The following is an 18444-nucleotide window of genomic DNA, read 5'->3' on the forward strand; positions in this document are numbered from 1 at the left end:
AGAGACGGTCTAATCCTGCTGAAGCAGACTCTCCACGGTCTTCATGATCGGCAGGTCGGCGCCCAGCCACTCCACGTCGTAGTACTCGCCCGGCCCCAGCCAGCGAAGAGCCAGGTGCTCACGGGCCTCGGGCGTGCCGGAGGTGAGCGTGGCCAGCCAGACGCGCAGGACGTACCCCTCCGACAGCGCCCAGTCCTCGCCCACGCGCGCGCCCACCGCGATCTCCACGCCGAGCTCCTCGCGGCACTCCCGGACCAGCGCGGCCACCTCGCTCTCCCCCGGGTCCACCTTGCCGCCGGGGAACTCCCAGCCCCCGGCCAGCGCGGCGGGCGCGGCGCGCTGCGCGGCCAGCACCCTGCCGCCGGGGGCGACGATCACCGCCGCGACCACGATCGTGCTCATGCGTTCGTCATCCTCATAGTGCGGGATTCTGCAGCTTCTTCAGCTGGTCGAGCACATCGGGGTTCTGCAGGGGACGGGTGAAGCCCACCTTGTTGTCGCGCGCCTGGTAGCTCGTGACCTTGATCGGCCCGCAGAGCGTGCACCGGGCCTCCAGCATCTTGCCCTTCGACACCACCAGCCCGACATGACCGGGACTGTCGGCCGACGTGCCCGGCCCGGCGTTGAAGAACACCAGGTCACCGGGCTCCTCCTGGCCCGCTGACACCTTCACCCCGAACGGCCACTGCGTGAACGTGGTGCGCGGGATGCTCAGCCCGGCGGCCCGGTAGGCCGCGTAGATGATGCCCGAGCAGTCGAACGCGTCCGGCCCGGTGCCGCCCCACAGGTACGGCTTTCCGCGCTGCGCCAGCGCGAACTGCAGGATCTTGGCCACGACGTCGCTGGGCGCGGCCGCCACCAAGGGGTCGTCGCACTCCTCGGCGGCCTGCGGCGGCACCTCCACCTCACCCGACTTGGCGTACTTCCTGGCGATCTCCTCGACCTGGTCGACGTACCACCAGGCGCGGTTGTAGGTGAACAGGGCCCGCCGGACGTTCTCGGGAGCGCCGTTGCGCTTGAGCATCTTGGCGGCCCCGAGGATGGCGTCGGCCGGGTTGTAGACGTCGCCCACGCCGTCGCCGTCGCCGTCGGAGGCGTACCCGTTGAACGTCGAGGAGATCGGGATCTGCGCCTTGCCGCCCCAGGTCGAGATCAGGAACTGCATCGGACCGGCCGCGCCCGCGTAGTTGGTGCCGCTCTTGACGCCGGGCAGGTCGGAACGGCCGTGGTCGGTCTCGCGCTTGCCCACGGCGGCCAGGATGGTCCACTGGACGCCGATCTTCTTGCCCCACTTCTTGTACAGGTCGAGGTAGTCGCCCGGGATGTCGGCGGCGCCCGAGTCGGACACCTCCTGCACCTGGGTGCCGCCCTCGCAGTCGACCGAGCCCTCGCCGCCGCCGTTCAGGAAGGACGGCATCGTGACCAGCAGCATCGGCGAGATGATGATCGCGGCCAGCAGCAGGACCCCGGCGAGACCGAGCAGCAGCGCCAGGCGGGTTCGGGAGGACTTCACCGCTAGCTGTCCCCGTCCTGGCCCTCGGTGGCGGGCAGCACGTCGAAGATCCGCCAGTCGGCGCCGAGCTGGCTCACCGTGACCGCCAGGTCCTCGACGTCCTGCCGGTTGCCGCTCTTCGCGGTGACCTGCCTGGTCTCGGTCACGACGAACACGATGGAGGTCTTCTCGATCTGCCTGATCTCCTTCAGCCTGGCCGTGGCCTGGGAGACGATCTGGTCGTCGCGGTTCTGCTGGACGGTGCCCGCCGAGGTGAGCGTCCGGGCGAGGATGTTGCCCAGCTCGGCGGTGGTGAACGTCTTGACCCTCGTGGCGTACGCCGCCGGGTCCTCGTCGTACCTGAAGGTGCCGTAGACGGCGGTGAAGCGCTCGGCGAGGTCCGCCGCCGCGGCGAGCTGCTCCTTCTTCATCGGCAGGTACGAGTAGACGTCGAACGGCGCGGCGCTGGCCGTGGCCAGCGGCTTGCTCGCCGCCGTGGGCGCGGACGCGGACGTCGTGCCCGTGGCCGGGGCCTGCTCGGGCGGATCGTCCGAGCTCGGCCACATCGTGAGGTAGACGCCGACCGCGGCGATGACCACGACGATGGCGGCGAAGGCCAGCCCGCGCTTGTCACCGGACTGAGCCATGGTCAGTCCTTGCCGCGGTTGGGCTTGAGCCAGAAGGGCACCGACGGATCGTCACCCGAGCCGCCGTTGCCGCTGCCGCGCAGCCACAGCGGCGGCGCCTCGGACGAGCGGGACGACGGCTCGTCCGAACCGAAGATCCTGGACCCCGACGACGCGCCGGACGGCCGCGACGCGCCCCCTCCGGCCCTGGACCCGCCACCGGACCTGGACCCGCCACCGGACCTGGACCCGCCACCGTTCCTGGAGGACCCGCCACCGCCGCCGAACAGCCCGCCACCGGAGCCACGCGACCCCGAGGACGGCGAGCCACCCGACCCGCCGGACCCGCCGAACCGGGAGCCCCGCGAGCCGCCCGACGACCCGTTGCGCGAGCCGCCCGAACCACCACCGCGCGAGGCCCATCCGCCGCCCGACCGGCCGCCGAACCAGCCACCACCACCGCCGCCACTGCTGGAGCCGCCGCCGGAACCGCCGCCGGAGGTCGTGGCTCCGGCGGCCATGCCCCCGGACGCGGTGCCGCCCGCCGCCGCGCCACCGGAGCCGCCGCGGGCGCCGCCGGCCGACGCGGGACGCGTCCGGCCGGCCTGGCCGCCGAGGTTGAGCGGGGGCGCGGTGCCCCTGCGGGGTTCGAGCGGGGGCCGGGCCCCGGCCTTGCCGCCGTGCTGGTCGGTGTCGAGCGGCGCGGCCGCCACCGGCATCCGGGTGCCGGCCGAGACGCCCTCGCCCTCCTCGCCGCGCATCCGCGCCTGGGCGACCGCGGCGCCGGCCGCCGCGCCCGCGCCGCTGCCGGCCGCCGCCGCCCTGATGAGCGGCTCGGCCTTGCGCAGGCCCCACCGGCCGAGCTTGGCCCCGGCGACCGGCGGCAGCACGTTCGCGGCCCGCTCCAGGACGGGCGAGCTCGCCGCGTCGCCGAGCATGCGGGTGGTGACCGTGTGGCCGCTCAAGGACGCGAACAGGTGCTGGAACGGACGCCGGTAGAAGAACACCGCGATCGTCAGCAGAGCCATGAACAGCACCTGGAGCCCCCAGGGCATGGCCGTGGAGATGATCAGCGCGTACCCGTAGACCAGGACGCTGAGCACGAGCGTCAGCACCGCCTGCCTGAGCAGCGTGCCGACGAGCATCTCCACCCACCGCATGGCGATGATGCGCCCGCTGCCCGGATGCACGCCGACCAGCAGGAACACCGGCCCGAGTATCAGCAGCAGCAGGAAGCCCACCTTGAGCACCAGCAGCGAGACCGCCACCAGGAAGATCAGCAACCCGGCCACCACCGCCGCGATGAGCGCGCCGACGGCCACGCCGAGCCTGCTCGACCAGTCGCGGCCGGAGAAGACGGTGTAGCGGGAGTCGTTCTTGAGCAGCTCGGCGACCTTGGCGTACTCGGCCTGGTGGGCGGCGATGTCGGGGGCGGGCTGGCCGGCCACGGCGGGGGCGATCGACTGGGTCTCCAGCATCTTGCGCCCGAAGTCGCGCACGATCGGCTGCTGCGGGTCGGCGGTGCCGAACATGCCCACCAGCCACGGCTTGCAGACCAGCGTGGACCACAGGGCGTCGGCGTTCTGGTCTACGCCGGCCGTGCCGACCTGACCGTAACCGCCCGGTTTGACCTGCGGGTTCGTCTGGCCGGGTGGCGGCAGGCAGGACGCGCCGCCGGCGCCCGGCAGGCCGGAGAAGGCGGAGTTGACCACCTCGCCCGTCTTGTCGGTCACGACCTTGCCGAGCCCGGTGAAGTCGCCGGGCCTGCTGAAGAACCACACGGCCACGGTGACCGCGAGGACCATCCAGATCACGCCTTCGGCGGTGGTGGTGGCCCGCTTGCGGATCAGGCCGTACCAGGCGAGCCAGATCGCGCCGAGGATCACGATCGGCCGCAGGAACGGCCAGTACATGGCCTCGGACAGGTTCTGGACGATGTCGTCGACGACGTCCTTGATGGACTGGAGCGGTCCTTCCGTCGCGGCCGCCTGGTACGTCGTGATCGTCAGCCGGTCGATGGCCTTGGCCGCGGTGAAGACGCCGTTGGCCCACATGTTGCCGAGCACGGCGACGTAGTCGGAGCAGCCGAGCCCGTGGGTCTGCCAGAACTGGCCGGCCATGCCGAACTGGCCGTAGTTCGTCGTCGGGGCCTGGACGCCGCCCGCGGGAGGCGGCGGCTGGATCATGCCGTCGGTGCCGCCGCCGATCATCTCGGGGTTGAGCGGCCCCGACAGGTCACAGGGCGCCGCGGCGACGGGCGTGGAGAGACCGCCCACCACCAGCGGAACCACGAGGACGGCGCTCACGAGCGCGAGCACCAGCGCCAGTCGTCGGGATAGTCGGATCTTCATGACCGTACCTCCTGCGCCCTGCCGATGCCCCCTCGAAGATCATCATGCCCGCCACCGTCTGGTTTGTCGTGTGTCGGGTTCGTGTCGAGCCAGCGGAGCAGTTCTTCGGAGATCAGGTCTACTCCGATGCGCCCGGCTCTGCCATCCAGATCACGGAATACGCATTCGCCGTTGCCGAGCGAGCGGAGCACGGCCTTGTGCTCCTCCGACGGCTCCACGCCGAGCAGCGACATGACGTGGTCCACCTCCACCCTTTCGGTGGAACGGAACGCGAACACCGAGGACAGACAGTTGGTCACCTGCTCGTTCAGCAGGTCTCCGGCGTTCTGGGAGACCAGGACGAGCGCGGTGTTCCTCGACCGGCCCATGCGGCTGACCTCGGGGACCAGCTTGGCGCCCTCCGGCGTGGAGGTGATCGCCCACGCCTCGTCCAGGAAGATCGCCTTGGGGGCCCGCCGGTCGAGGCCGTTCATCAGCCTGCGGGCGAACTGCGAGACCAGGTAGAGCAGGGCCACCGACAGCCGCTGCTCGTAGGAGTAGTCGTCCCTGGTCGTGGCGACGTCGGGCAGCGTCAGGCCGCCCAGGGTGAACACGGTGGTCCAGCCCTCGCTGTCGATCTGGTCGCCGCCCGAGGGGTCGAAGCAGAGCCTGGCCAGGTGCATCTCCGACATCGAACGCAGCACCGCGCCCAGGTTCTTGGAGGCCGGGTCGTCGGCCTGCTCCAGGTAGTCGACCACCTTGCCCAGCGACGGGTCGGGGCCGTTGGAGACCGCGGCCACGGCCTGGATCATGGCCGACTCGCGCTCCTCCGACATGCGGGGCAGCAGCAGCCGCAGCGTCTCGGTCGCCATGGTCTTCTTCGCCGCGATGTCGTCGCCGAAGGAGAACGGGTCGAGCAGCCCCGGCGCGGCCGAGCCCAGCGGGATCACCCTGGCCTTGCGCCCGCGCTTCTCCAGGAGCTGGACCAGCGACTCGGCGTCGCCCTTGGGGTCGATCACCGCGACCGTGACCCCGCGCAGCGCCATCTGGTAGATCATCAGCAGCGCGAGCGTGGTCTTGCCGCCGCCCGGCTCGCCGGTGATCGCGATGGCGGTCGGCCGGTTGCGGCTCGCGGCCAGCAGCGGGTCGAAGTGCACGATGCTGCGCGCCCTGCCGACGGTCTCCCCGATGTACGGCCCGAGCCAGCCCTCGCTGCCGTCGTCGAGCCGGTCGCCGAGGTCGACGGTGGCCGTGGCCATGCCGCCCGCGATCGTCCGCAGCGGCTGGCGCTGGGCGTAGGCGTTGACGCGCACCTTCTCGCCCGGCAGCGCCTCGCAGAACAGCGAGAACTGGTCGCCGGTCGAGTTCACCACGTCGATGCCCATGTCGCGGTAGTGCTCGACGACCGCCTCGACCCGCTGCACGCAGATGTCCTCCGTGGGGGCCGAGACGATCAGGCGGTGCCAGCCGTACACGAAGGGCAGTCGTTCCTTGGTGATGCCGTGTTCGAGCATGCGGGCCGCGTCGATCTGCTCGGCCAGCGCGATCGGCGCCTCGGCGCCCGCCTCGCGGATGTGGTGGTCCATGTCGCGGGCGTGGGCCAGCTTGCGCGCTACGTCCTTCGACGCCTTGACCGGCGGGATCAGCCGCATCCTGGACGAGACCTCCACCGGGAAGGGCAGCTGGTCGGCGAAGTGCATCCACGGCTCCCCGTCGGGGAACGGCATGAGGTCGGGGAAGCGGGCGAACGACAGGTGGGCCACGTACGAGTCGCCCTGCGGCTGCACGATCCGCAGCAGCGACCTGCCGTTGTGGATCTCGCCCTCGACCAGCGACTCGATCTCTCCCTTGCCCCAGCGCCGCTTCGGGCTGGCCGAGGGCGGTGGGTCGCCGACCGCCCCGGCGGCGGCGTGCTGGAACAGCCAGGCCACCTCGACGGACGTGGCGTGCCTGGCGTACAGAGCGCTGGAGGCCAGGGCCCGGCCCAGCCGTTCGGCCGACTCCGTCCAGCGGCCGATCTCGCTGTCCGGGACGTGGTCGTCCTCCATGCCGAGCGCCTTCTCGGTCTTCTGGTAGAAGCCGAGGAGCTGGGCGAGCACGCCGCTGCCGAGCTGCTTGCCGCGCGGCCCGAGGCGGACGCCCAGGTAGACCTCCTTCGACCAGAAGTCCTTCGCCCAGACGTGCCGGTACATCTCCTCCAGGTAGTCGCGCCAGCCCGGCCCCTCGTCGGAGGTGGCGTTGAGCGCCATCGCCCACTCGGCCGCCGGGTAGGTGCGGTGCGCGACCCGCAGGTGGACCTCGGCGTCGGGCATCCTGATCGCGGCCAGCGCGATCGTGACGTTGGTGGCCAGCGCCTCGCGCTCCTCCGGCGTGACGAACTCGTAGCTGACCGTCGGAAGCCGGAAGTACGCCCACGCGCAGGTGTCCGTGAGCAGGATGCGGTCGTCGAAGTAGCGGACCGCCAGGCGCTGGTGCGCTCGGGACGCCCTGCTCATGCCGCCCCCTCGGCGCATGAACGGGCCAGACCTGCTCGCATGTTCACTTAACGCTCACCGATTCTCGTGCCCGGGGGGTCACTCGCCAACTCCTCTTCGCTCGGTCGGACGGCCTGTCCGTGTGCCTGTACCGCGAAGCCTGCAACCACGACGCCGGCGAGGGCGAGGTAGGCCCGCCGTCCGGCCGCGCGCAACTGACCGGGGTCGACGATCTCCGCGCCGCCGGGCGCCAGGCCGTCCTCCCACGGGACCCTGACGATGGCCCGGCACCTGCCTCTGGCCACCGCCTCCGCCTGCTCGACGTCGGCCATCGACCGCCTGCTCACGCCGTTGACGACCATCACCGCACGCCTGCGCAGCTCGCCGCAGCCGTGCCCGTCGAGCCATTCGTACGTCATCGCCACCGCCTCGGCCGCCTCCTCGCTCGCCGGGACCACCAGCACGAGCTGGTCGGCGTACGGCAGGATGCGGGCCGCGAGCGCGGCGGCCGGGTCGATGACCGACAGCTTGTAGTGGCGGTCGAGCAGGCGCATCGACTCGCCCAGCCGGTGGTCGGAGAAGAAGCTGCGGTCGGCGAGCCGCTGCTCGGCGCCCGCGTCGGTGTCGGCCGAGATCACCTCAAGGCCGGAGGCGGTACGGGTGGTGAAGCCCCGCATCGTCAGGTAGCCGCTGACCTGGTCGAGGCCGGTCAGCAGCGACGTGAGGGTCTCCGGCGTCTCGGGCTCGATCCTGCTGGTCAGCGTGGTGCCGCCGGTGTTGGCGTCGACGGCGACGATCCGGTCGTCGCGGTAGGTGGCGAAGGTGTGGCCGAGCATGAGCGCCGTCGTGGACTGGCCCGCGCCGCCGGTGCAGCCGAGCACCACGATCCGCCGGCTGCCGCCGAACACGGCCCTGGCCCTGGCCTCGTCGATCTCGGACCCGTCGGTGCGTACGCCGCCTCCGCCCACCACGACCTGGGCGATCCGGCGCCATCCGCCGGAGTCCCGGCCCACCACGGACTCGACCCTGCGCACCCGTCCCTCGGCGGGCCTGCCGCCTTCCCCGGGCCTGGGAACCGGCACGGGCGCCACGAACCCACCCGCCCTGTCCCCCGGCCGGCCGCCGGCCCTGTCCCCCGGCCGGCCGGCGGCGGGCCGCAGCCGCGCCGCCACGTCCCGCCCGGGCTCGCCGTACGCCTCGGAAGGCTTGGACTGCTCGTCCGGTACGACCCCATCGTCCTCGAACCGATCGGCCGCCGCCTCCGCACGTCCGCCCCAAGACCGTTCGACGGCCACGCCCGCGTCGGCGGACACCTCTACGGCAGCTTCCTGCTCGATGGCGGCATCCTCACCCGCGGAACCGCCCCGCCTCCCGGCACCGGCCCTCCCGTCGGAAGCGTCCTGCTCAGCGGGGCCGTCCTCCTGTCCGATGACAGCCTGCCCGGACGACACGTGCCCTTCGCCGGAGACCGGCCGCTCGGCAACATCCTCGCCACCAACGGCGGCTTCGCTGCTGGTGGAGGCTGCGGCCGGGGCGGGGACTTTGCTGGAGGCTTCGGTGGCAGCCTCGTGCGTGGTCTCGAAGGACCGTTCGGCGTCGGGCGCGTCGGGGCTCGGAGCGTCCGTGCCAGCGGCGGGAGCGGTCTCCCCGACGGGAGCGCCTTCGCCTTCCGGCTCGCTCTCGCCCGTCGGGACATCTGCGCCGGTCCGCACTCCCTTGCCTGGATGCGCACTTTCTGCCACATGCGCGCCTTCTTCCAGGGGCACGCTTTCTCCCGCGTGCGCGCCCTCGACCGCATGCCCGGCTTCGCCCACATGCGTGGCTTCGGCTGTGGGTGGGGTGGCGGTGGGGGGCTGGGGGGTGGGGATCTGGTCCTCAAGGCGGAGGGGCGGGCCGGAGAGGGGCTTGGCGTCGGGGTCGACCGGGGGCCAGGAACGCTGGGCGCCCAGGATCACCGTCCCGGGCGCGACGCGCGGCGGCTGCCCCTTCCTGTGCTGGTCGCGGGCGATCGTGTGCTCGTCCTCGCGGCCCACGCCTTCGGGACGGCCGGTGACGCCCTGGCGGCGCTCGTCCGTGCTCTCACGACGTCCGGTGACGTCGTCGCGGCGCTCCGCGACGCCGCGCTCGCCTTCCGCGCGGCCCGCGGCCTCACCGGGCGCGTCGGCGGTGGCGGCGAGCCGGCGCAGCCGCCGCAGGGCCTCGGTGTCGATCGGCTTGCCGGCCACGGGCTTGAGCCCCTCCGCCGACCGGATCGGCACGACGGCCCCACGACCACCCTGCACCTCGCCCACAGCGGCGTCCGCACGCTCGCCCGACGCCCTGCTCGTGGAGCCCCTGCGCGCGCTCGGCTGCGCCGCCTCCGCGGCGTCCCGCTCCTCGGGAGCAGCGGCTTCGGACCTCACGACCTCGCGGTCGGGGGCGGCGCGGCGGGGGCGGGCCGGGAGGGCGCCGCCGGTGAGCTCGCGGCTGGCCAGCTCTCCGGCGGCGACGTCGTTCTCGACCGGCGGCAGCGCCGGTCCGTTCTCATCCCCTGGGACCAGGACCAACGGCACGTCCCGGCCGAAGGCGGGGGCGGGACGGCGGGCCTGCGGCGCCAGCGCGGGCGCGATGCCCCGCCTGGTACGCGACCCCCACCCGGTACGCGCCTCCGCCACCGGCGCCTGCTGGGCGGCCGCCGCCGCGGCGGCCACGGCCGGACGGACCTGGCGCGGACCCGTGATCCGCTGGCCCTCACGCTTGCGCTGTGGCTGGCGGGACTTGCGCGCCGCCTTGGCCTTGACCCGCACCGGAGTGGTACGCCAGATGCGCCCCGAGAACGTGACCCCCTCGGGCTCGGAGGAGGGCGCGAGCCGGTACCAGGCCTTGGGCTGGCCCAGGTAGCGCAGCTGGGACTCCAGAAGCTCGGTGAGCCGCTTCCCCTCGATGACGGGACGCGTGGACAACCACGTCACGATCCCCGGCGGGACCAGGAACAACACGTGCCACGGCATGGCCACCGGCACGCCCACCAGGATCAGCAGGAGCGACCACGGCACGAACACCCCGACGAACACGCCGATCCAGACGATGGGGAGCGGCATCGGGAGGCGAAGGTCGTAGAGCTTGTAGAGCCGCTTCTCGATGCGCCAGATGTTCGTATACGTGGGCAGGTCCACGCAGTCCTCCTCTCCACCCGCTCGTACATGACCGCCCTGGAGCGGTCTCAACCCTTTACTTGATGCCGAGAGCGCCCGCGATCGCCTTCGCCGTCACCTCGATGATGTTGGGCACGTAGAAGATCACTCCGATGGCCACAGCCAGGATGAGGAACTGAACGAAACGCGTGATCTCGCGGGTGAAGAGGAAGAACAGCGCGACCACGGAGACGACTACCAGGAACAACGGGGCAAAGAAGGCACGCAGGAAGTTGGCGAGCCCTCCGGTGTCAATGCCGGTCGGCGACGGCGACGGCGACATTTCGATCAAGGTGAGCACTACGGTCTTCAACGTCACTTCTTGTCCTCCCGGGGGGTACCGAACAACAGCGCGGTCGTGCGTCTATCCAACGGCCCGACCAGCGCCGCGGATGTCGGCGACGTACCACTTGTCGCCCTGCTTCTCCACGGTGAGGCGGTAGGCCTGCTCCAGCCGCCCGCCGACGGCGGCCGGGTCGGTGGCGCTCGGCGTGGCCGGAGCGTCGCCGTTGGGCACGATCCACACCACGACCGCCTGGATCTCTCGGGTGGCACCCCCCACAGGCACCACGATGTCCTTCAGCTCCGCGAAGGTGAAGGCGCTGCCGAAGCTCGGCAGGGTCTTCCCGGCGGCCACGTAGCGCTGCAGCCCGGCGGTGTCGCCGGAGGCGTAGTCCTTGAAGAAGCCCTCCAGTTGCGGCTTGAGCTCGGCCGCCGCCGCGTCGTCGGTCTCCGGCTTCGCGAGCTGCGGCAGGTCGGCAGGGGCCGGCGCGGGAAGGATCGCCGGACGGCCCGCGATGACGAACCGCCTGCCGTTGTCGTCGCCGGAGTAGTAGATCGGGACCGACAGCATGAGCCGGCGCGGCCCGGACTGGAAGGCCACGCTGACCACGGCGTTCTGGGCGTCGGTCGCCTCGATGTCGTACGGCTGGATCGCGACGGCGGCCATCTTGCCGAAGCCGTCCCACCACATCTGCGCGTCCATGCCCTCGGCCAGGAACGCGGCGAGCTTCCTGGTGCGGCTGGCCGCGTCTTCCGGGCTGAAATTCAGATAGACCCCCGCGAACTGGGCGGCGAAAGCCATGCCCTGGTCGGCGGGGAATCCCTTGTGCGCCACGGCGGCGCTATTCGTCGTCGTGGGCTCTTGCTGGGTAAACCGCTCAAATGGGGCACGAATCCCATTCACCACGATAACCACAATAAGCGCCCAGAGAATGATGCGGCCGGCCCAGACCAGCCACCGTCCGCCGCCACCGGACCAGCCGCCCCGACGCGGCCTGCGCGAGGGCGGCGCGTCGAAGTCAGCCATGTCCGGGCGCGCGGAAAGCTCGGGCTCGCCAGCGATCCGAGGATCGTGCTGGACGGTAGACCTACGAGCCATCACGCCTCCGCTCGCGCCGATCCCCCCGGTTGGCGCGGTGTCGTCCGTTGCCGATCCCCATCATCCGCGGTGAAGTAGTCACCCTATCCGGTCCCGCCATTCTTCCAGGAAAGCCACGCCCATGCTGCAGGCATGACCGCCCTGACGGCAAACCGGATCCGTATGGCAGACGTCAGTGCCGCTTCCCGTCACTAACTGGCGGAATCACCATTTGACCAGGCCAGACGCCCGTTTCCGCCTAGCGCGGCAGACATGGATTCCTGTCCAAAACAGGCATAGATGCTCACGACCTGCGCATTTGGCATGAGAGGAGGACAGAGGGTGTTATGCCCCACTTCTGGGGGTACGACAGTCTCGGCTCAGGCGGGCTCGGGGTCCTGGCTCGTGCGTGCCCGGCGACGGCTGTGCAGGTCGACCACCGTGGGCGACACCGCGCGCTCCAGCGACCCCCGCAGGTCGGCGAGCATCGAGGCGGCGTCCCGCTCCCGCATGCGGCTGGCCAGCTCGTTGCGCTCGTCGACCTTCCTGCGCAGGTACGCCTCACGGTTGACGCGCAGCCCGTACATGAGCTCGACCCTGATCAGGGCCAGCTCCTCCTCCAGGCTGATGCCCGCGAGGGTGGGCGCCGGACGTCGTTTCCGGATGATGCGTCGGATCATGAGGGCCTCCCGAGTCAGCGTGAACGCCGTGACGATTCGACGCGTAGGGACCCAAAGTGGTTGACGCGTCAGTTGTCCCGGAATCACATAATCCCGGAGGGGCCTGCGCGTTCGTCATCCGGACGATGGGCTTTCGACGGCGATCCGCCGGTAACCTAGCGTAGCGAAAGTTAGCCCACCGTGATTGGACTGATGTGATGCGTCGCCTCGCCGCCGCCCTCCTGCCCGCCGCCGCGCTCGCCGCGTTCGCCCTCTGCGCGCCCTCCCCCGCCGCCGCCGCGCCCTCCTGGGTCACCGACAGCGAGTGCACCGAGGCGGGCGGCAAGGTCTCCCCCGTCGGCCGCGGCAAGGCCGTGTGCCAGGGCGGCACGTACGCGAACGAGATGATCCACTTCGACAAGAAGCCCGCCGGCAACGGCGGCGGGGGGCCGCTCAGCGGGGCCGGCGGCCCGCTCAGCGGCGGCCCCGCGGCCCTGCTCGGCGGGCTGCTCGGATAGCTCGGGCCGGCGGATCAGACGTTGAAGCGGAACTCCACCACGTCGCCGTCGCGCATGACGTAGTCCTTGCCCTCGATGCGGGCCTTGCCCGCGGACCGGGCGCTGGCGATGGAGCCCACTTCGACCAGGTCGTCGAAGGAGACCACCTCGGCCTTGATGAAGCCGCGCTGGAAGTCGGTGTGGATCACGCCGGCCGCCTCGGGCGCCGTGGCGCCCTTGCGGATCGTCCAGGCCCTGGTCTCCTTCGGGCCGGCGGTCAGGTAGGTCTGCAGGCCCAGCGTCTCGAAGCCGACCCGGGCGAGCTGGCGCAGGCCCGACTCCTCCTGGCCGACCGACTGGAGCAGCTCCAGGGCCTCCTCCTCGTCGAGCTCGACCAGCTCGGACTCGATCTTGGCGTCGAGGAAGACGGCCTCGGCGGGCGCGACGATGGCCGACAGCTGCTCCTTGAGCGCGGTGTCGGTCAGCTCGTCGGCGTCGAGGTTGAAGACGTAGAGGAAGGGCTTGGCGGTGAGCAGGTGGAGCTCGCGCAGCTCCTCCCGGTCGAGGCCGCTCTCGAAGATGGTCCTGCCGGTCTCCAGGACGGCCAGCGCGGCCTCGGCGGCCTCCAGCGCCGCCTTCTTGTCCTTGTTGTTGCGCGCCTCCTTCTGCAGGCGCGGCACGGCCTTCTCGACCGTCTGCAGGTCGGCCATGATCAGCTCGGTGTTGATGGTCTCGATGTCCCGCTTGGGGGAGATCTCGCCGTCGACGTGCGTGACGTCGGGGTCGCCGAAGACGCGGATGACCTGGCAGATCGCGTCGGTGTCGCGGATGTTGGCGAGGAACTGGTTGCCCCTGCCCTGCCCCTCCGAGGCGCCCTTGACCAGGCCCGCGATGTCGACGAACTCCACCTTGGCGGGCAGGATGCGGGCCGAGCCGAAGATCTCGGCCAGCTTGGGCAGGCGGTCGTCGGGCACGCCCACGATCCCCACGTTGGGCTCGATGGTGGCGAACGGGTAGTTCGCGGCGAGTGCGTTGCCGGTCTTGGTCAGCGCGTTGAAGAGCGTGGACTTACCGACGTTGGGCAGGCCGACGATGCCGATGGAAAGGCTCACGGACAGCGAGTTTACTTGCTGAGCAGGTGCAGGCAGGTCACCGGACGGTAGGTCCCGGGCGCCGCGCGCAGGTAGCGCTGCACTCCGGCCGGGCAGGCCGCGGGCGTGGTCTCGAGGGAGACGACGCGGGCCCAGGCCGCGGACGAGTCGCAGGCGGCCCTGGTCACGGCCGACCTGGCGACGACGTCGGCGGCCGGTCTGGCCACGCACGCGCCCTCGGCGAGCACCTGACCGCCGGGGCCCAGGCAGACGACGTTCGCTCCGCTTTCGAGCGTGTCGAGGGTGGTCGAGGGGCATTCGTCGGCGGTCGAGGCGATCGCGACGGACCTGCCGTACCAGCCGGTGCCCGCGCACGGGCGTTCGCGGCCGTCGAGGGCCACGCAGTCGCCGGGCCTGAGCACGCCGCCGCCACCGCCGGGCGCGCCGGCGTGCGGGGCCAGGAAGGACCGCACGCAGGCCGTGCGGCCCAGGCCGATGCGCAGCACGTCGTCGGTGTCGTCGGGGCAGTCGGCGGGCCGCGGCGGGTCGTGGGCGATGGCCAGCACCTCGAAGTCGCCGCCGTTGCAGGGGATCAGCGCGTAGCGGTCGGTGACGCAGGCGCCGGGCGTCCAGCGCAGGGTCGGGCGGGTGGCCGCCGGCTCCTCGGCCCCTGGACCGGTGATCACGGCTCCGGCCAGGGCGATCAGTGCGACCGACACCGCGGACACGGCGACGGCGAGCCTCGTACCGGTAGCCATCCCAATACTGTGCGTGACGGATCAGTCGGCGCACAAGCGGATTCCGCAAGCGTGTCGGGAAGATCCAGACGCGATGTGCTGCAATCATCGTTGGAGTGGATGTCGTCTCGCTGCTCATCGGACTCGCCCTCGGACTCCTCGTCGGCTTCCTGGTCGCCAGGACCCGCGCGGCGGTGCGGGTGGCCGAGGCCGACGCGCGGGCCAGGTCGGCCGCCGAGAAACTGGTCTACGTCGAGGAGCAGCTCGCCGAACGGTTCCAGGCCCTGTCCACGCGCGCCCTCGACGTCAACAACGTGCGTTTCCTCGAACTGGCCGAGACCCGGCTGTCGGCCAGCCGCGCGGAGGCCGCCGGCGATCTCGACCAGCGCAGACAGGCCGTCGAGCACCTGGTCGAGCCGCTGAAGGACGCGCTCGCGCGGGTCGAGTCGCAGCTTCGCGACACCGAGGCCGGGCAGCGGGCGGCGCGGGCGGAGCTGGCCAAGCAGATGGAGTTCGTGCAGCAGAGCAACGAGCAGCTGCGCTCGCAGACGACCGCGCTGGTCAGGGCCCTGCAGCGGCCCGAGGCCCGCGGACGGTGGGGCGAGCTGCAACTGCGCCGGGTGGCCGAGATCGCCGGGATGCAGCGCCACTGCGACTTCGAGGAGCAGGTCGTCGAGGGCGCGATGCGTCCCGACATGGTGGTCAGGCTGGCCGGCGGCAAGAACATTGTGGTCGACTCCAAGGTCTCGCTCGCGGCCTACCTGGAGGCGGCCGAGGCGGGCGACGAGTCGCTGGCCACCGTCCGGCTCGACGCCCACGCCAGGCACGTGCGCGAGCACGTCGACCGGCTGGCGGCCAAGGCGTACTGGCAGGGGTTCAACCCCACGCCGGAGTTCGTGGTGCTGTTCATCCCGGGCGAGGCGTTCCTCGCGCCCGCGCTCGAACGCGACCCCGCGCTGCTGGAGTACGCCATGGCGCGGCGGGTGCACATCGCCACCCCGACGACGCTGATCACGATGCTGCGCACCGCCCACTACGCCTGGCAGCAGGCCGCGCTGAGCGAGAACGCGCGGGCGGTGTTCGAGCTGGGCAAGGAGCTGTACGAGCGGCTGTCGTCCCTCGGCAGGAACGTGGAGTCGCTGGGCAAGGCGCTGACGCGGGCGGTGGAGGCGTACAACAAGTCGGTCGGGTCGCTCGAAAGCCGCGTCCTGGTCACCGCACGCAAACTTAACGATCTGGGCGTCGTGGACGGCGACCTGGACGCCCCGGACATGCTCGAAGGGCTGCCGAGACCCCTGGCCTCGCCCGAACTGCTCGAAACCACGTCTCTGATTTCGCACTCGAACGGTAAGTTGGCAGGCGGGTCGCCGTAAACGGGGGTGGGACAGTGGCAGAGAAGGGCAGGCGTTCTGGCGTCAGGCTGACCGCTCGCGGCGCCATCGCGCTCACCTTGGTCGCCACCCTGGCGGGCTATGTCCTGAGCGCGGTGCTCGGCCTGTCCTACCTGGTGGGGGCCGCGTTCGTGGTGTCGAGCCTGCTCGGCGTGCTCCTGGTCAACAAGCGCGAGCTGCTGTCGCTGGTGGTCACGCCGCCGCTGGTGTTCTTCTGCGCGACGCTCTTCGTCGAGCTCGGGCGCGCGTTCGGCTCGGTGTCGATCATGCAGTCGCTGGCCCTCGGCCTGTACGGCTCACTGACCCGCGGCGCCCCCTGGCTGTTCGCCGGCTCGGCGGTCGTGCTGGCCGTCGCCTGGCGGCGCGGCCTGCGCGACAACGTGCGGGAGCTGCGCGAGGAGCTGAAGGCGGGCGCGGAGATGCCGCGCCCGCGCCAGCCGTTCGTGCCCGAGCCGGAAGGCTACTTCGAGCCCAAGGTCTACGGCACCCCGCGCGGCGACGACTAGCCGACGCGAAGGTCCTTGCGCAGCTCGTGCGGGAGCGCGAAGCGCATGCTCTCCGGCACCGACTCGACCTCGCGCACGTCGCCGAAGCCGTGCCCGGCCAGCCGCGCGAGCACCTCGTCGACCAGCTCCTCCGGCACCGACGCGCCGCTGGTCACGCCGACCGTGGTGACGCCGTCGAGCCATTCGTCCTGGATGAAGCCGGCGTTGTCCACCAGGTACGCGGCCTCGGCGCCGTAGTCTTTGGCCACCTCGACCAGGCGCTTGGAGTTGGACGAGTTCTCCGACCCGACCACGATCACGAGCTGGGCCTCGGCGGCGATCTCCTTCACCGCGACCTGCCGGTTCTGGGTGGCGTAGCAGATGTCGTCGCTCGGCGGGTCGATCAGGGTGGGGAAGCGCTCCTTGAGGCGGGCGACCGTCTCGGTGGTCTCGTCGACCGACAGGGTGGTCTGCGACAGCCACACGAGCTTGTCGGGGTCCTTCACCTGGACCTTCTCGACCGAGTCGAGGCCGTCGACGAGCTGGATGTGGTCGGGGGCCTCGCCCGAGGTGCCCTCGACCTCTTCGTGGCCTTCGTGCCCGATGAGCAGGATGTCGTAGTCCTGGGCGGCGAACCGCTTGGCCTCGTTGTGCACCTTGGTGACCAGCGGGCAGGTGGCGTCGATGGTGCGCAGGCCCCGCTGCCTGGCCTCCTCGTGCACGGCCGGCGAGACGCCGTGGGCCGAGAACACCACGATCTCGCCCTCGGGCACCTCCTCGGTCTCCTCGACGAAGATGGCGCCCCTGGCCTCCAGCGTCTTGACGACGTGGGTGTTGTGCACGATCTGCTTGCGGACGTAGACCGGCGCGCCGTACTGCTCCAAAGCCTTCTCGACCGCTACCACGGCTCGATCGACTCCGGCACAGTAGCCGCGCGGCTTGGCTACGAGTACTCGGCGGGAAGTGGGGGTCTGGGGCTCCATACTTCTTATGCTACGTGGAGCGGCCATCAGGGCTGCGCGTGCGTGGTCGCCCGCCGTTTGCCAGACTGGCCGTCCAATACAGACCTCCCAGGGAGACGTCATGTCCCTCAGCGACGTGATACGCAACATCGCCAGAACCGTTACCAACAAGGACGAACTCAAGGAGAAGGCCAAGGATCTGCCGCTGCTCGTCGTCCAGACCACGCTCAGCGCGGCCGGGCAGGCGCTGCTGGTGGTGGACCGGGTGAAGAACTCCATCAAGGGGCTCGGCACGAAGGAGGAGCAGGAGGAGGAGCAGGAGTCCCGTCCCTCCGCCGCCGCGCAGGTCGCCGCTCCCCCGGCCGAGGAGGAGAAGCCGGCGCGCAAGGAGCCGGTGATCTTCACGCCGCGTCCGGAGGCCGCGCCCAACGGGTCGTCCAAGAGCAAGCCGGACCCGGTCATCTTCGCTCCCGCGGGCAAGACCGCCGCCAAGCCGGAGACCGAGTCGAAGCCGTCGACCGAGCCCAAGCCGGAGACCGAGCCGAAGGCGACGTCCGAGCCCAAGCCGTCGACCGGCGCCAAGGCGACGTCCGAGCCCGAGCCGGAGGCCGCCGCCGCGACGGAGGCCCCGGCGAAGGCCGGCACGCCGGCCAAGGCCGAGGTCAAGGCCGAGGCGCCGACGGAGGCCGAGCCCGCCGCCGAGCCCGCCGCGAAGCCCGCCAAGAGCGCCAAGGCCACGAAGACCGCCAAGGGCACGAAGGCCGCCGCGACCACCACGACCGCCAAGCCCGCGAAGGCGACGAAGGCCGCCAAGGCCACCGCCGAGCCCGCCGCCGTCACCGAGGTCACCGAGGTCACCGAGGAGCCCGCGGCCGCCGCCGCGTCCCAGGACGGCGTGCTCAAGGCCGCCGCGGAGGCCGTCACCGAGCCGGCCGCCCCCGTGGCGGAGCCCAAGGTCGTCCCGGACGACCTGGCCGAGCCGCTGCCCGGCTACTCCGAGCTGACCGTGGCCTCGCTGCGGGCCAGGATGCGCGGCAAGTCCGCCGAGCAGATCGGCGACTACCTCGCCTACGAGCGCGCCACCCAGGCCCGCGACGAGGTCGTCCGCATGTTCGAGAACCGGCTGGCCAAGCTGCAGACCGGGGAGTAGTCGCGGCGAACCCGTAG

Annotated in this window: 16 protein-coding genes; 4 read left to right on the forward strand and 12 right to left on the reverse strand. The window is 71.4% G+C overall.

Going from position 1 to position 18444, the window contains the following annotated elements:
* Positions 1–9 precede the first annotated feature (9 nt).
* The 9 genes from ABT158_RS12860 to ABT158_RS12900 form a co-directional block, all read right to left on the reverse strand.
* Positions 10–402 carry a (deoxy)nucleoside triphosphate pyrophosphohydrolase gene (locus ABT158_RS12860; protein ID WP_352352927.1) on the reverse strand — a complete coding sequence of 131 codons (393 nt, stop codon included), beginning with the start codon at positions 400–402 and terminating at the stop codon, positions 10–12.
* Between the two features lie 13 nt (positions 403–415).
* The gene (locus tag ABT158_RS12865; RefSeq protein ID WP_352352928.1) at positions 416–1513 is read right to left on the reverse strand and encodes a C40 family peptidase; all 1098 of its coding nucleotides are present in this window, start codon (positions 1511–1513) and stop codon (positions 416–418) included.
* Positions 1514–1515: 2 nt separating this feature from the next.
* Positions 1516–2139, reverse strand: coding sequence for a hypothetical protein (locus ABT158_RS12870; RefSeq protein ID WP_352352929.1), 624 nt, complete (start codon positions 2137–2139; stop codon positions 1516–1518).
* Positions 2140–2141: 2 nt separating this feature from the next.
* A complete protein-coding gene (locus ABT158_RS12875) occupies positions 2142–4469 on the reverse strand; it encodes a type IV secretion system protein (protein WP_352352930.1) in 2328 nt (775 codons plus the stop codon).
* A complete protein-coding gene (locus ABT158_RS12880; protein WP_352352931.1) occupies positions 4466–6943 on the reverse strand; it encodes an ATP-binding protein in 2478 nt (825 codons plus the stop codon). Before ABT158_RS12880 ends, ABT158_RS12875 begins: the two co-directional genes overlap by 4 nt.
* 47 nt (positions 6944–6990) lie before the next feature.
* Positions 6991–10077: a TcpE family conjugal transfer membrane protein gene (locus ABT158_RS12885; protein ID WP_352352932.1), complete on the reverse strand. Its 3087-nt coding sequence runs from the start codon at positions 10075–10077 to the stop codon at positions 6991–6993.
* Between the two features lie 55 nt (positions 10078–10132).
* Positions 10133–10378: a hypothetical protein gene (locus tag ABT158_RS12890; protein ID WP_352325464.1), complete on the reverse strand. Its 246-nt coding sequence runs from the start codon at positions 10376–10378 to the stop codon at positions 10133–10135.
* Between the two features lie 81 nt (positions 10379–10459).
* Positions 10460–11212 carry a conjugal transfer protein gene (locus ABT158_RS12895; protein ID WP_352352933.1) on the reverse strand — a complete coding sequence of 251 codons (753 nt, stop codon included), beginning with the start codon at positions 11210–11212 and terminating at the stop codon, positions 10460–10462.
* Positions 11213–11835: 623 nt separating this feature from the next.
* Positions 11836–12135: a hypothetical protein gene (locus tag ABT158_RS12900; protein ID WP_352352934.1), complete on the reverse strand. Its 300-nt coding sequence runs from the start codon at positions 12133–12135 to the stop codon at positions 11836–11838.
* 197 nt (positions 12136–12332) lie between these two features.
* Here ABT158_RS12900 and ABT158_RS12905 point away from each other — a divergent pair, with 197 nt between their 5' ends.
* Positions 12333–12632, forward strand: coding sequence for a hypothetical protein (locus ABT158_RS12905; RefSeq protein ID WP_352352935.1), 300 nt, complete (start codon positions 12333–12335; stop codon positions 12630–12632).
* A 14-nt stretch (positions 12633–12646) separates the two neighbouring features.
* Here the strand turns inward: ABT158_RS12905 and ychF are convergent, their stop codons facing one another.
* Both ychF and ABT158_RS12915 read right to left on the reverse strand, forming a co-directional pair.
* A complete protein-coding gene (ychF, locus tag ABT158_RS12910; RefSeq protein WP_352352936.1) occupies positions 12647–13723 on the reverse strand; it encodes a redox-regulated ATPase YchF in 1077 nt (358 codons plus the stop codon).
* A gap of 11 nt (positions 13724–13734) precedes the next feature.
* On the reverse strand, positions 13735–14460 hold the full coding sequence (locus ABT158_RS12915) for a hypothetical protein (RefSeq protein WP_352352937.1): 726 nt from the start codon (positions 14458–14460) through the stop codon (positions 13735–13737).
* A gap of 95 nt (positions 14461–14555) precedes the next feature.
* Here ABT158_RS12915 and ABT158_RS12920 point away from each other — a divergent pair, with 95 nt between their 5' ends.
* Positions 14556–15812 (forward strand): DNA recombination protein RmuC, encoded by a 1257-nt coding sequence (locus ABT158_RS12920; RefSeq protein WP_502911522.1) that lies wholly within the window; start codon positions 14556–14558, stop codon positions 15810–15812.
* Between the two features lie 14 nt (positions 15813–15826).
* The gene (locus tag ABT158_RS12925) at positions 15827–16336 is read left to right on the forward strand and encodes a DUF6542 domain-containing protein (protein ID WP_352352938.1); all 510 of its coding nucleotides are present in this window, start codon (positions 15827–15829) and stop codon (positions 16334–16336) included.
* Here ABT158_RS12925 and ABT158_RS12930 read toward each other — a convergent pair.
* Positions 16333–17298, reverse strand: a complete 966-nt coding sequence (locus tag ABT158_RS12930; RefSeq protein WP_352352939.1) for a 4-hydroxy-3-methylbut-2-enyl diphosphate reductase — start codon at positions 17296–17298, stop codon at positions 16333–16335. The two genes, ABT158_RS12925 and ABT158_RS12930, sit on opposite strands and share 4 nt — an antisense overlap.
* Before the next feature lie 100 nt (positions 17299–17398).
* Between ABT158_RS12930 and ABT158_RS12935 the strand changes: the two genes are divergently transcribed.
* Positions 17399–18427, forward strand: a complete 1029-nt coding sequence (locus ABT158_RS12935; protein WP_352352940.1) for a DUF8129 domain-containing protein — start codon at positions 17399–17401, stop codon at positions 18425–18427.
* Positions 18428–18444: the final 17 nt, after the last annotated feature.

The sequence above is a fragment of the Nonomuraea sp. NPDC001636 genome (assembly GCF_040298265.1).
Taxonomy (GTDB): domain Bacteria; phylum Actinomycetota; class Actinomycetes; order Streptosporangiales; family Streptosporangiaceae; genus Nonomuraea.

Bases quoted from the DNA above. Each gene is read 5' to 3' on its own strand.
- ABT158_RS12860 (WP_352352927.1), bottom strand. From the start codon at position 402: ATGAGCACGATCGTGGTCGCGGCGGTGATCGTCGCCCCCGGCGGCAGG.
- ABT158_RS12870 (WP_352352929.1), bottom strand. From the start codon at position 2,139: ATGGCTCAGTCCGGTGACAAGCGCGGGCTGGCCTTCGCCGCCATCGTC.
- ABT158_RS12875 (WP_352352930.1), bottom strand. From the start codon at position 4,469: ATGAAGATCCGACTATCCCGACGACTGGCGCTGGTGCTCGCGCTCGTG.
- ABT158_RS12880 (WP_352352931.1), bottom strand. From the start codon at position 6,943: ATGAGCAGGGCGTCCCGAGCGCACCAGCGCCTGGCGGTCCGCTACTTC.
- ABT158_RS12890 (WP_352325464.1), bottom strand. From the start codon at position 10,378: ATGTCGCCGTCGCCGTCGCCGACCGGCATTGACACCGGAGGGCTCGCC.
- ABT158_RS12900 (WP_352352934.1), bottom strand. From the start codon at position 12,135: ATGATCCGACGCATCATCCGGAAACGACGTCCGGCGCCCACCCTCGCG.
- ABT158_RS12905 (WP_352352935.1), top strand. From the start codon at position 12,333: ATGCGTCGCCTCGCCGCCGCCCTCCTGCCCGCCGCCGCGCTCGCCGCG.
- ABT158_RS12915 (WP_352352937.1), bottom strand. From the start codon at position 14,460: ATGGCTACCGGTACGAGGCTCGCCGTCGCCGTGTCCGCGGTGTCGGTC.
- ABT158_RS12930 (WP_352352939.1), bottom strand. From the start codon at position 17,298: ATGGAGCCCCAGACCCCCACTTCCCGCCGAGTACTCGTAGCCAAGCCG.
- ABT158_RS12935 (WP_352352940.1), top strand. From the start codon at position 17,399: ATGTCCCTCAGCGACGTGATACGCAACATCGCCAGAACCGTTACCAAC.